This window comes from Nocardia seriolae NBRC 15557 (assembly GCF_007990715.1).
GTDB classification, from domain to species: Bacteria; Actinomycetota; Actinomycetes; order Mycobacteriales; family Mycobacteriaceae; genus Nocardia; species Nocardia seriolae.
Map to the genome: position 1 here is coordinate 1 of NZ_BJWY01000170.1, position 13231 is coordinate 13231.

Below are 13231 nucleotides of genomic sequence, written 5' to 3' on the forward strand. Positions count from 1 at the left end.
CGACACTGAGCATGGACGTGATCCACGTCGGCGGCGGCGATACCGCGAACATGCTGGACGTCTGGCGACGCCAGGGCGTGGACCTGCTGCTGCGCGAGGCGTGGGAGAACGGCGCGGTCATGACCGGCGGCAGCGCCGGGGCCATCTGCTGGTTCCAGGGCGGCACCACCGACTCCTTCGGGCCGATCCTCCAGATCCTGCCCGAGGGCCTGGGCCTGCTGGCGGGCAGCTGCTGCCCGCACTACGACGCCGAGGACCAGCGGCAGCCGCTCTTCCACCGGGCCATTCGAGATGGTGAGCTACCCGATGGTTACGCCATCGACGATCTGGTCTCGCTGCACTTCCATGGCACCGATCTGATCGACGCGGTGAGCTCGCAGGCCGACGGCCGGGCCCGGCGGGTGCTGGCGGACGGCGATCGGGTGATCGAAACTCCGATCCCGGTAAGGCATCTGGTGAGCACGGGCGGTCCGGGGACGGGACCCCGCGCATGATGATGGCCATCGGGATCGGGCTGCCGCCGGGCGGGCTGGTCGGCTGAGTCTCGAAACGTGGAGCGGCGGTGGGGCGGAAGTCCCGGTGGCGACGGAACTCTCGGCTGTGCTCACTTCTCGGTCTTGCCCGAGCTCTCGGCCTTCTTGCCGGTTTTGGGCTTGGAAGTGGCTGTCTCGCCGCTGGTTTCGGCTCCGCGGCGGGTGCGATGCACCGGGTTCGCCTTCGGTGTCGGCACCACCGCGCGGGCGTTGTGCGGGAAGCCGCCCGCCTCCTCACGGGTGAGCGGGGTCTTCATCGGGTGCTTGTCGAGTACCTTCAGGCTGCGGTGCAGGTCGGAGAGCAGCAGGTCGGCCATGTCGATGGTGAAGCCGTGCCGCAGCACCGCGCGCATGATGGTCTCGTCCTCGCGGTCGGCCGGGAGCGGGTAGGCCGCGATGAGCCAGCCGCGGGTGCGCAGCCGGTCGGACAGGTCGTAGAGGTTGTAGCTCGCGTCCGCGGCCGGTTTCCAGGAGACCGCGGTGATGCCGCGGCGCGGATCCGCGTCGTGGATGAGCTCGAACGGCCCGGCCTCGGCGATGCCCGTGGCCAGGTGCCGGCTCGCGGTGTAGATCGCGGACTGCACGTGGCGGTAGCCGGGGCGGCCCAGCCGGATGAACTCGTAGTACTGGGTGACGGCCTGCCCGCCCGGCCGGGAGAAATTGAGGTTGAAGGTGGGCATATTGCCGCCCAGGTAGTCGACATCGAAGATGAGATCCGCGGGCAGATCGTCCGCGGTCCGCCAGATGGCCCAGCCCGCGCCCAGCGGCGCGAGACCGGTCTTGTGGCCGGAGGCATTGATCGACTTCACCCTGGGAAGCCGGAAATCCCAACAGATTTCGGGCGCGCAGAAGGGGGCGAGGAACGCGCCGCTGGCCCCGTCCACGTGCATCGGGATGTCCAGCCCGGTTTCGGCCTGGAGCGCGTCGAGCGCCTTGCCGATGCCCTCGACGTCCTCGAACAGGCCGGTGAAGGTCTGGCCGAAGGTGGGCACCACCATGATCGTGTTCTCGTCGCAGTAGGCGGCCACATCATCCGGGTGCATGGTGTATCGGTCACCGTGCAAGGGGATCTGGCGGATCTCGACGTCGAAGTAGCGCGCGAACTTCTCCCAGCACACCTGGACCGGGCCGCACACGAAGTTGGGTACGCCCTTGCCGCCGCGTTTGCGCCAGCGGAACTTGGCGGCCAGCCCGCCCAGCATGGCGGCCTCGCTGGAACCGGTGGTGGAGGTGCCGAGGGTGCCCATCGGATCGGGGGAGTTCCACAGGTCGGCGAGCATGTGCACGCAGCGCTGCTCGAGCTCGGCGGTCTGCGGGTACTCGTCCTTGTCGACGATGTTCTTGTCGAGGCATTCGCCCATCAGCCGGCGGGCCTGGTCGTCGACCCAGGTGGTGCAGAAGGTCGCGAGGTTCATGCGGCTGACGCCGTCGAGCATGAGTTCGTCGTGGACGATCTGATAGGCGACCTGGGGGAAGATCTCGCGGTCGGGGAATCCGTGTCGCGGTGCGGCGCGTTTGATGCCGGGCATCGCGAAGACATCGTCGGGTTCCGAGCCGGTCATACGGCCTCCGATCGCAATTCGGCAGCGATTTGCCGATGTCATGGTAGCCAGCCATCCATGATCGAAACTGGTTCTGCTAGCTACCGTTTCGTAATCAAGAGATAGTTGCTGAACGGTTACTATTCAGCCTTATGGACTATCAGCATGTCATAGCGCAGGTGATGTCCGCCGCGAAGCCGCACCTCGGGGAGGGTTCTGACCGGAAGTTCGCGTGATGACTGGAAGGGATCGGTGATGACCGGCACGGTGACCAAGGCCGCCACGGCCACCAAGTACATGTCATGGGTGACGCTGGCGCTCATGACCACCAGTTCGGTGGCCAGCCTGCGGGCCGCGCCGACCATGGCGGTCTACGGCCTGGCCTGCGTGTTCCTCTACCTGCTGCCCGCGCTGCTGTTCCTGCTGCCGACCGCGTTCGTGGCCGCGGAACTGGCCTCGGGCTGGACCGGCGGGGTGTACAAGTGGGTGGGCGAGGGCATTTCGCAGCCCATGGGGTTTCTGGCGGTGTGGTGCCAGTTCGCCATGACGATCTTCTACTACCCGAGCCTATTGGCTTATGTGGCAAGCACTTTCGCCTACATCATCAATCCGTCGCTGGCCGCGAACGGGACCTACGTCGCCATCGTCATCATCACCATCTACTGGGTCGCGGTGTACGTGTCCTCGCAGGGCACCAAAACCGTTGCGGGACTGTCGAGTATGGGGCTGATCATCGGCACCCTGATTCCGGGCGCGCTGCTGGTGATCCTCGGCTTCGTCTTCCTGGCGCAGGGCAATCCGTCGGCCGCGCCGATGGATGCCGGGCATCTGCTCCCGGCCTGGACCGGCCTGGCCAGCCTGGTGCTCATCGTCAACAACTTCCTGTCCTACGCGGGCATGGAGATGAACGCCGTGCACGTGTCCTCGCTGCAGGACCCGGGCAAGGAGTACCCGAAGGCGATGGCGCTGGCGGTGGGGCTGGTGCTGCTCATCTTCATCGTGCCCGCGGTGGTGATCAGCTGGGTGGTGCCGTCGAAGAATCTGAGCCTCACCGCCGGTGTCATGCAGGCCTTCGACGGGTTCTTCAACCACGTCGGCATCGGCTTCCTGACCCCGGTGCTGGGCGTCATGCTGGTGGCCGCCGCGCTGGGCGGCATGCTCACCTGGCTGGCCGGGCCGTCGAAGGGGCTGCTGCTGATCGGACGCAAGGAGGGGTACCTGCCGCCCGTCCTGACCCGGGTGAACCGGCATGGCGTGCAACAGAACATGCTCGTCGCGCAGGGCATCGTGACCACGCTGCTGGCCCTGCTCTACGCCTTCATCCCCGATGTCTCGAGCGCCTACTGGATTCTGTCGGTGATCACCACGCAGGTGTATCTGATCATGTACGTGCTCATGTTCGTCGCCGCGATTCGCCTGCGCCGCAACGAACCCGATCATCCGCGCGGTTACCGGGCGCCCGCCCTGGCCGCCCTGTGCGGGCTGGGCACCGCGTCCTCCATCGCCGCCTTCCTGATCGGCTTCGTCCCGCCCTCGCAGTACGGCAGCGGCGGCGCCTTCGGCTACTTCCTGATCATCGGTGGCGGTATGGGTGTGGTCGGGCTGCTGATCCCGTACCTGTTCCTCCGATTCCGCAGGCCCGGCTGGAAGACCGACGCCCCGCAGGAGGCACTGGCATGAGTGCGGGAAACACCGGCATGAGCGATGGCATCGACTTCGAGGGCATGCCCGAACCGGCCCGGCGGCTGGTGTACGTCTCGGTCGCGGTGGTGCTGGTGGCGCTGGCCGTGGCCGGGGTCATCATCTTCAAGCGCGAGCACTCCAGCGACGAGGCGCTGCGCAAGGCGCAGGTGCTGCAATCACGCTTGGTGGCAGCGGGTTTCGACTCGCCGGAACCGCAGGTGATCGCCGACTCGCTGGGCGAGGACGGCGGGCTGGTCTGCTCGGACCCGGCCTCCCCGCTCATCAAGGCCCGCTACGAGGCCGCCATCAGCAATGGCGCTTCCGGTCCGGGCATCCGGCCCGTCATCGCCGACACCGACGTCTTCACCGCCACCGCGCTGGCCATCGAGACCTATTGCCCGGACAAACTGGCGGCCTATTTGGAAACCACCGGTCACCTCAAGAAGGGTGACACCCTGAAACCCGATACCGCCGAGTGATCAGGAGGATCCCGTGACCACAACCGCAGGGGTGCAGGAGGAATCGAAGGTCGCCGCCCTGCGCGCGGCCGTCAAGGAACTCATGCCGCGCGCCAAGAGCGATCTCGCACAGCTGGTTTCGTTGAAGTCCGTCTACGACGCCCGGCAGTTCCCGATCGAGGAGTGCGAGAAGGCCGCGCGGTGGGTGGCCGATGCGTTCGAGGCCGAGGGGCTCACCGACCTCGGGCTGCACCGGACCCCCGACGGCAGCAATGCGGTGGTGGCGCGCAGCAAGACCCCGCCCGGTAAGCCGACCGTCATGCTGTACTGCCACTACGACGTGCAACCGCCGCTCGACGACGCCGCCTGGAAGACCCCGGTCTGGCAGCTCACCGAGCGCAACGGGCGCTGGTACGGCCGCGGCGCGGCCGACTGCAAGGGCAATATCGTCATGCACCTGACCGCCCTGCGCGCGCTGCGCAAGGTCTACGGCGACGACTTCCCGGTCGGATTGGTGCTGGTGTCGGAGGGCTCCGAGGAGCAGGGCACCGGCGGGCTCGAGGAATTCGTGCCCGGCAATGCGGACCTGCTGCGCGCCGACACCCTGCTCATCTGCGACTGCGGCAATTTCGCGGTCGGCGTGCCCACCTTCACCCAGACCCTGCGCGGCAATGTGAACGTGCTGGTCACGGTCGAAACCCTGGCCGGGCCGATGCATTCGGGCATGTTCGGCGGTGCCGCCCCCGACGCGCTGGCCGCCATGATCCACCTGCTCGGCACGCTGCGCGACGCCGACGGCGACACCACCGTCGACGGCCTGCGCAACGATCAGGTGTGGGACGGCCACGAATACCCGGCGGACCAATTCCGTTCCGACGCGGGCGTTCTCGACGGGGTGGAGCTGACCGGCGGCGGCAGGGTGGCCGACACGCTCTGGGCCCGACCGGCCCTGACCGTGCTCGGTATGGACGTCCCGCCCGTCGTCGGCTCCGCGGCGGCCGTTCAGCCCAAGACCCGTGCCCGCCTCAACCTGCGCATCCCGCCGGGCATCAAGCCCGATGACGCGCTGAAAGCCTTGACGGCACACCTGAAGTCGCACACCCCCTGGAACGCGAAGGTGACCATCGAGACCGAGGCCACCGGCTCGCCGTTCGTCGGCAGCACCGACGGCCCGGCGCGAAACGCCATGTCGGCGGCCATGGAAGCCGCCTACGGCCGCCCCGCCACGACCGAAGGCCAGGGCGGCTCCATCCCCCTGTGCAATGTCTTCGCCGACACCTACCCCCGGGCGGAGATCATGCTCATGGGGGTCGAGGAACCCAAGTGCCTCATCCACGCCCCCAACGAGAGCGTGGATCCGACGGAGATCGAGAACATGGCCCTCGCCGAGGCACTGTTCCTGGCCTCCTACCGGTAGTCACCCCAGCTCGCGCCGCCGGGCGGTGCCTCGTCCCGCCCGGCGGTGCGGCCTCAATCTGACCAAGATCGCTTGCATCGTCCGCAATTCGATAGCAAACTCAACGATCGGTAGTACGAAGACATTCGGTAGTACGAAGACCACAGCACGCCCGGCGACCGCTAGGAGAGCTCGTGTCCGTCTATCTGTACCGGTGGGGCAGGTTCGCGTATCGGCGCAAGTGGATCGTGCTGCCCGTGTGGCTGCTGCTGTTCGTGGTGCTCGGCATCCTCGGAGCCACGCTGCACAAGCCGATGGGCAACTCCTTCGACATCCCCAATCTGCCCTCGGAGCGCGCCAACCGCATTCTCGACGAGCACTTTCCGGGCATGTCGCAGGCGTTCAAATTCGACGCGGTCACCGGCGTGTACGTGATCGGCGCACCGGCCGGGACCAAGCTCACCGACACCGCCAACCGGCAGGCCCTTGACGGGCTGGTGCGGAAACTCGGCGAACTCGGCATCGTCGACCACGCCAAACCACTCGTCGACCCGATCGCGGCGGCCGAGCAGATGGGCTGCCTCACCGGCGACCGCGGCTCCCGGGAATTCGTGAGCCGGTGCAGCAACGCGCCGTTGAACGTGCTCAACCCGAACAAGCCCGATACCGTCGCGGTGCTCAGTGTCCCGTTCGCCATCAAGGACTTCGGCGCGATCACCGCCGACGACCGCAAGGCCGCCTACGACGTCGCCGATGCCGCCCGCGGCGCGGGTCTCACCGTCGAGCTCTCCGGCACCATCGCCATGGAGCAACAGCAGCCCAGCGGCAAGTCCGAAATGGTCGGCATGGCCTTCGCCTTCGTGGTCATGATCATCTGCTTCGGCGCCGTGGTGGCCGCCTTCGTGCCGATCATCACCGCGGTCGTCGGACTCGGCGCGGCCACCGCGATGATCTTCCTGGGCACCGCCTTCCTCGATGTGCCCAGCTTCACCACCTTCCTGGCGTCCATGATCGGCATCGCGCTGTCCATCGATTACGCGCTGTTCATCGTGTCCCGCTACAAACACGAACTGTCGGTGCAGGATTCACCCACCGAGGCGGCCGGCGTGGCGCTGGGTACGGCGGGCTCGGCGGTGGTGTTCGCCGGGCTCACGGTGATCATCGCGTTGGTCGGGCTGAGCATTGTCGGGGTTCGGTTCCTGACCTTCATGGGTCTGGGCGGCGCGGTCGCGGCCGGATTCGCGGTGCTGGTCGCACTGACCCTGCTGCCCGCGCTGCTCGGCGCGTTCGGCCGCTTCATCTTCAAACCGGAGCTGCCGCTCGTCGCCCGAAGCGATCCGGAGGACGACTCCCAGGTCACCAATGGCGTGCGGCTCGCCCGGGTGATCGGCCGCGTACCGGTGCTCACGCTCATCCTCGGCATCGTTGTGCTGGGCCTGATCGCCGCGCCCGCCGCCCACCTCCAGCTCGGCCTGCCCGGCGAGGACAGCCTGCCCAAGACCTCGACCGCCCGTAAGGCGTACGAACTGCGCACGGAGGGTTTCGGCGCGGGCAGCAATGGCGTGTTGCAGATCGCCGTCGACCTGTCGAAGGTCGCGCCCGATCAGCGCAAGGCCGCCGTGGACGCGTTGCGCGACAAGCTCGCCGGGTATTCGGACATGAACTACGTGACCGATCCGATCCTCAGCCAGGACGGGCAGGGCGCGCGGTTGGAGGCCGTCCCCAAGACCGGGCCCAATGATCAGGACACCAAGGATCTGGTGCAGGACGCCCGCGCCGCCGAGTCGCAGTTCACCTCGCAGTACGGGATGGAATACGGAATCACCGGCACCACGGCCATTTACGCCGATATCGACCAGGTGCTGCTCGGCAAGATCCTGCCCTACCTGGCGATTGTGGCCGGGGCGGCGTTCCTGCTGCTGATCGCCGTGTTCCGGTCCATTCTGGTGCCTCTGACCGCGGCGCCGGGCTTCCTGCTGTCGATGGCCGCCACCTTCGGGGCCACGGTGGCGATCTTCCAGGACGGCAAGCTCGGGATCATCGGCGAGCCGCGGTCGATCATCAGCTTCATGCCGATCATGTTGATCGGCTTGGTCTTCGGGCTCGCCATGGACTACCAGGTGTTCCTGGTGAGCCGCATGCGCGAGGAGTACGTGCACGGGGCGGCGCCCAAGGAAGCCATGATCAAGGGCTATCACCACGGTGCCCGCGTGGTCACCTCCGCGGCCGTCATCATGATCTTCGTCTTCGGCTCCTTCATGATGGAACCGGACGTCAGCGCCAAATCCATGGGCTTCGCGCTCGCCGCGGGCGTGTTCTTCGACGCCTTCCTGGTCCGCATGGTGCTCATCCCGTCGCTGCTGGTGCTGATGGGCAAGCGGGCGTGGTGGATGCCGGGCTGGCTGAGCCGGATCGTGCCCGATATCGACGTGGAGGGCGCGCGTCTGCGCGAGATCCAGCAGCGTGAGGCGGCGGCGGGCAGGGAAGAAGTACTTACACGTTGACAATATGTGTTGATTTGTAAAGACTCTGGGCGTTCACGGTCATGAGCAGAGAGGCACGCCGGTGACCGATCACGCCCGAGCCGCATTGGAGCTGCTGCGCGACAGCAGCCAATTCAAGTGGTACGTCATCCCGTTTCTGCTGGTCGTCATCTACGTCTACGCCACCGAGGTCGAGCGCCGGAACTGGAACGTCTTCTTCGCCGGGCTGGCGCTCTGGGGCATGGACTGGTTCAACGAAATCTGGAACTCCCTGGTCTTCCATGCCACCGGGCGGGCGCCGGTGTGGGGCGCGACCGGTCCCACGGCGTATCAGATCCTCATCGGCCTCAATATCGAGATCTGTTTCATGTTCGCCATCATGGGCGTGGCCGCCGCGAAGATGCTGCCGCCCAGGGAAACCCGCATCCTCGGCCTGCCCAACCGGCCGATTCTCATCGCACTGAACTCGGCGGCCGCGGTGGGCGTAGAGGTGCTGCTGAACAAGGCCGGAGTGCTGACCTGGGACTGGTCCTGGTGGCGGCCCGGATTCCCCTACCTCATCTGGCTGATCGGCTACGTGCCGTTCTTCGTCGCCTGCTTCCGGGTCTACGACCTGGCCACGGTGCGCGCGAAAGCCCTTGCGGTGGGTGCGATTCTGGGCGTGGACGCGCTCGCGTTGATCATTTTCGGAACTCTCGGTTGGTTGTAGATGCACTACCGCTCCACGCGGCGCTTTCGCCGCGGTGGCCGGGCTCGTCCTGTCCGGCCTCACCCTGTGCCCCGTCGCCGCGGACCCGCCGGTCGGCTGCGACCTGATCGGCACGGTCGGCACGCCGGAACTCGGCACCGACAACACCGCCGCCGGACTCGACGGCTTCCCGGCTGCCGCCGTCGCGCTGCCCGGCCAGGTCTACTTCCGCACCACCGCGGAGACCTTCAACCGCCGCTGGTCCTTCGCAACCCGTGACGGCGCGATCTACGTGAAAGAGGCCGCCGCCCAGGGCGGTTGGCGCGCACTGCCGCTGCCCGGCTGCCTGGCGGGCCGGATCACCGGCGTCTCCGCCGATGACGACGAGCTCATGGCCATCGACCGCGACGGCCGGTTCTTCACCATGGACCACATCCTGAGCGCGCCCGCTGACTGGAACTGGAGCAGCCGCTACGGCACCCCGCTGTGGACCGGACCCGGAAACACCCTGCCCCCGGCACGCTCGACTGGACCTGGTCGGTGCTGTCCCCGGCGGAGGACAAGGTATGGCGGGACCGCGCTGGGCACGACCACAATGTGGGCGGCGCCAAGGTCTCGCACGTCTTCGCGCTCACCGACGACGGCCACCGCATCCACTACGTGGACCCGTGGCTGCCGCAGGATCACAGCTACGAGATGTCCACCCCGGCCGGTGGTCGGTTCCGTGCGGTGTCGCTGTCCACCGGCGGCTCGACCACCCTCGTGGTGGTGAACCGCTCCGGCGATCTCCATACGCGCCTCTACGATTTCGACATCTCCGGCGCGGGCAAGGTGTTCTTCCGCTACTCCTACGAGGATCAGCGCGGCCTGCCCGAGGCCCCCGACATGCTCGCCGAGCGGCTCGACACCCATTACGCCGCAATACAACTGCCGGCCCCGGACTGGGTCCGCCAGCCCAGGATACCGGGCGCGATCACCGACCGGATCTCGGTGCACAAGACCGGGATCGGTTCCGACGCAAGAGAATTGCGGGTCGAAGGCAGCCGGGACGGCCACACCGGCTATTGGGCCAAGTCGCTCACCGCCGAGCATTGGGACTTCGTGGCCACCGATCAGCCGTCGGCCGGGCGCCCGCTGGAGAACCCGGCCGAGGACCGTTCGGTGGATGCCACCGTCCCGGCCTCGCCCTACGACTACCGCGGCGCGAGCGCCGGCTGGTCGGCGACCGTCACCGGCTTCGATCCGGCGGTCTCGCCCACGCCACTGACCGTGGACCTCGGCGACGGGGTCCGGCTGGGGCTGATCCTGCACACCGTGGACGGGCTGCGGCAGACGCCGCAGGACTCCGGCATCACCGCGCAGCCCCGGCATTTCGACGGAACTCTCGAGGTGCCGTCGGAGATTCTGAATTCCCTTGCCGCACAGCCTGCTTCGATTCTTGAATTCATCGCCTCGCGCCTCGGCGGCCGCCGTTTCACCGACACCGGCGTCACGGTGACCGACGGCGAATTGCGGATCGAGGGTCTCGGCGTGGTGTTGAATCGCGGGTGAGCGAAACGGCTCAGAACTCGGCGTGGTCCTCGGGTTCGATGATCTTGAATTCGGTATTGGACGGACCCATTTCGTTCAGGCGACCGAAATAGATGCCCTGAGCTTCGGGGGCAATGATGCCGAAGTGGATGGGGAAGGCGGCCATCGGATTCACCGCTCGCAGGTAATCGACGGCCTCGCTGATCCGCATCCACGGGGCGACCGCCGGAATGGCGAGCACCTCCACCGGGGTCGGGGGCACCCAGAGTGAATCGCCGGGGTGTACGAGTCGGGCCGGGTTCTCCGGGGTGCCGAGTTGGAAGACGGTGTTGTCGATAACCGGAATGTCGGGATGAATAACGGCGTGCCGGCCGCCGCCTCCGGTTATCTGGACATTTCCGACTTTAAGGATATTTCCGGCATGGACGGGCTCCCAGGGCTCGCCCCGCATGAGCGCGGTCTGCGGGTCCGACAGCAGTCTGGCCTGCGGGTTGGCATCGATCAGCGCCTTGATCCGATTCGGGCAGATATGGTCCGGATGCTGGTGGGTGACCGCAATGGCGTCCAATCCGGTGATGCCCTCGAAACCGTGCGAAAAGGTGCCGGGATCGAACAGGATCCGGACGCCGTCCATCTCCACGAGAATGCAGGAATGTCCGAAATGGGCTATGCGCATACGGCAACGGTAGCTCCGTACGAGTCGCTGCGGCCGGACTCTCGCCGGGCTTGGAGGATCCACTGTGTCGGGCGCCACAACCGCCTTGCCCCGGCGGCGTCGGTCCGGGCCGTGCCAACTACGCTGAGCAGCACTGCCGTTTTTCGAGAGCGCCCGCCCGGCTGTCGCCGCCGGGTGCCGCCCCACCAGCTGAGGAGCAACGCGTGGCACGTGTCGTGGTCGAGGTGATGCCGAAGGCCGAGATCCTGGATCCGCAGGGACAGGCCATTGTCGGAGCGCTGGGGCGTCTCGGGCACCCCGGGATCTCGGATGTGCGGCAGGGCAAGCGATTCGAGCTGGACGTCGCCGACGACGTCAGCGACGCCGAACTCGAGCAGATCGCCGAATCGCTGCTGGCCAACGTGGTGATCGAGGACTGGAAGGTCGTCCGGCTGTGAGCGCGCGCATCGGTGTCATCACCTTCCCGGGCACCCTCGACGATGTCGACGCCGCCCGCGCGGTGAAACTGGCCGGTGCCGAGCCCGTTTCGCTGTGGCACGCCGCCGCCGACCTGAAGAAGGTCGACGCGGTCGTGGTTCCCGGCGGCTTCTCCTACGGCGACTACCTGCGCGCGGGCGCCATCGCCTCGATGGCCCCGGTGATGGGCGAGGTCATCAAGGCCGCCGAGGGCGGCATGCCGATCCTGGGCATCTGCAACGGTTTCCAGATCCTGTGCGAGGCGGGCCTGCTGCCGGGCGCGCTGACCCGCAACGAGGGCCTGCACTTCGTCTGCCGCGACCAGTGGCTGACCGTCGAGCAGACCGATACCGCCTGGTCCTCGCGCTACGAGAAGGGCGCGCAGATCCTGGTCCCGGTCAAGAACGCCGAGGGCCGCTACCAGGCCTCCGCCGAGGTGCTCGACGAGCTCGAGGGCGAGGGCCGCGTGGTCTTCCGCTACGCGGGCGGCAACCCCAACGGCTCGCAGCGCGATATCGCGGGCATCACCTCGGCCAACCGCCGCGTGGTGGGCCTGATGCCGCACCCGGAGCACGCCACCGAGCCGCTCACCGGACCCAGCGACGACGGCCTGGGCCTGTTCCTGTCCGCGCTGGACAGCCTGGTCTCCGCCTAAATTCCGTCCAGAATCTCGAAGTCGACGCCGCCCGCCCTGGCCAGCCAGGTCGGGCGAATCGCTTGATTGCCCTCGAAACCGACCTCGCCCCACGGGGTTTCGATGACCGGACGATCTGCGACCGCGCGCTGAATCCGCCGCACATCCAGTGATCCGGCCAGCTCGGCCATGCCGCGCAGGGTGTGAATGGCCTCGTAGCTGGTATTGCTGAAATTGGTCAGCGTGGGCGCGAACCAGCCGTGCAGCTTGTGATAGCGCTCCAGCCGCTCCCGGTCGTGCGGGCCGTTCACGAAGAATCCGGACGGCACGAACAGATTGTGGTTCGCCCCGCCGCCCCCGGCCAGCAGCACGTTCTCGTCCACCGCCGGGCTCACCCGCACCTGCTGCCCCGACCGCCCGGTCCGGGCGAACTGCTGGTTGAAGCGCGCGACATCCGCGCCGACCAGCAGCACGATGAGGCCGTCGGCCCGATCCAGCAGCGGGTCGCCGAGGAAACGCCGGAAATCGCGAGTTCCCATGGGCACGAACATCTCCAGCGGAATCAGCTCGGGATCCAGCAGCGTGGCCCGGATCGCCTGGGCGGTGCGCCGCGGCCACACGTAGTCGTTGCCGATGATGGCCCAGCGCCGCGCCTCGACGGATCGGCGCAGCCAGTCCAGCGCGGGCAGGATCTGATGCCCGGGATCCGCGCCGATCATGAACAGCCCGTCCGGGGCCGAGTCCAGGCCCTCGTGATCGGTGGCGAACAGATACGGCACCCGGCCCGCCGTCACCTGCTCCACCGCGCGCCGCACCGCCGAGGTGTGCCAGCCGGTCACCGCGTGCACCATGCCCGTTGCCAGCAGCGCCGCCACTTCCCCCGCCACGACCGCGGGTTCGCGGCCGCCGTCAATGTGGGTGACGCGTAATTCCCTGCCCAGAATTCCGGAACCGGAGTTGATTTCTTCCAACGCCAGAGAAATGGCCGCCTCGCAGGACGGTGCGAAGATACCGCCGGGACCCTGCTGCGGCACTATGTTGATGATCTCTATGGTGTTCTCGGGATTCCCGTCGAACGGGGACATGGGCTAACCTTCCCCTCGTTCAAGCGGTTTTCTGACGGGCGGGAAATATGGCGACAATTCTAGTGTCC

Annotated in this window: 12 protein-coding genes; 9 read left to right on the forward strand and 3 right to left on the reverse strand. The window is 67.3% G+C overall.

Going from position 1 to position 13231, the window contains the following annotated elements:
• Nucleotides 1-494, forward strand: a 494-nt coding sequence (locus NS2_RS32775) for a Type 1 glutamine amidotransferase-like domain-containing protein (RefSeq protein WP_147207397.1), incomplete at its 5' end; no start/stop codon positions are given.
• Nucleotides 495-604: 110 nt separating this feature from the next.
• Here the strand turns inward: NS2_RS32775 and gad are convergent.
• Nucleotides 605-2095, reverse strand: coding sequence for a glutamate decarboxylase (gene gad, locus NS2_RS32780; protein WP_081986352.1), 1491 nt, complete (start codon nt 2093-2095; stop codon nt 605-607).
• Nucleotides 2096-2329: 234 nt separating this feature from the next.
• Between gad and gadC the strand changes: the two genes are divergently transcribed.
• The 6 genes from gadC (at nt 2330) to NS2_RS32810 (ending at nt 10333) form a co-directional block, all read left to right on the forward strand.
• Nucleotides 2330-3754, forward strand: coding sequence for a glutamate/gamma-aminobutyrate antiporter GadC (gene gadC / locus NS2_RS32785; RefSeq protein ID WP_147207398.1), 1425 nt, complete (start codon nt 2330-2332; stop codon nt 3752-3754).
• Nucleotides 3751-4236, forward strand: a complete 486-nt coding sequence (locus tag NS2_RS32790) for a hypothetical protein (RefSeq protein ID WP_052087007.1) — start codon at nt 3751-3753, stop codon at nt 4234-4236. Before gadC ends, NS2_RS32790 begins: the two co-directional genes overlap by 4 nt.
• A gap of 13 nt (nt 4237-4249) precedes the next feature.
• Nucleotides 4250-5632, forward strand: coding sequence for a dipeptidase (locus NS2_RS32795; RefSeq protein ID WP_256255220.1), 1383 nt, complete (start codon nt 4250-4252; stop codon nt 5630-5632).
• Between the two features lie 173 nt (nt 5633-5805).
• Entirely contained in the window at nt 5806-8115 is a 2310-nt protein-coding gene (locus NS2_RS32800; RefSeq protein WP_036552018.1) for an MMPL family transporter, read from the forward strand.
• A gap of 61 nt (nt 8116-8176) precedes the next feature.
• Nucleotides 8177-8803, forward strand: a complete 627-nt coding sequence (locus NS2_RS32805; protein WP_033091159.1) for an AF_1327 family membrane protein — start codon at nt 8177-8179, stop codon at nt 8801-8803.
• 576 nt (nt 8804-9379) lie between these two features.
• A complete protein-coding gene (locus NS2_RS32810; RefSeq protein ID WP_147207399.1) occupies nt 9380-10333 on the forward strand; it encodes a hypothetical protein in 954 nt (317 codons plus the stop codon).
• A 10-nt stretch (nt 10334-10343) separates the two neighbouring features.
• On the opposite strand, the gene NS2_RS32815 is transcribed toward NS2_RS32810, so the two are convergent.
• Complete coding sequence (locus tag NS2_RS32815) at nt 10344-10988, reverse strand: MBL fold metallo-hydrolase (RefSeq protein ID WP_147207400.1); 645 nt, start codon at nt 10986-10988, stop codon at nt 10344-10346.
• Nucleotides 10989-11191: 203 nt separating this feature from the next.
• Here NS2_RS32815 and purS point away from each other — a divergent pair, with 203 nt between their 5' ends.
• Both purS and purQ read left to right on the forward strand, forming a co-directional pair.
• Complete coding sequence (gene purS, locus NS2_RS32820) at nt 11192-11425, forward strand: phosphoribosylformylglycinamidine synthase subunit PurS (RefSeq protein WP_033091161.1); 234 nt, start codon at nt 11192-11194, stop codon at nt 11423-11425.
• Complete coding sequence (gene purQ / locus NS2_RS32825; protein ID WP_033091162.1) at nt 11422-12099, forward strand: phosphoribosylformylglycinamidine synthase subunit PurQ; 678 nt, start codon at nt 11422-11424, stop codon at nt 12097-12099. The genes purS and purQ overlap by 4 nt, the downstream gene beginning before the upstream one ends.
• Here the strand turns inward: purQ and NS2_RS32830 are convergent.
• Nucleotides 12096-13163, reverse strand: a complete 1068-nt coding sequence (locus tag NS2_RS32830) for a substrate-binding domain-containing protein (protein WP_033091163.1) — start codon at nt 13161-13163, stop codon at nt 12096-12098. The genes purQ and NS2_RS32830 overlap by 4 nt on opposite strands.
• Nucleotides 13164-13231 lie beyond the last annotated feature (68 nt).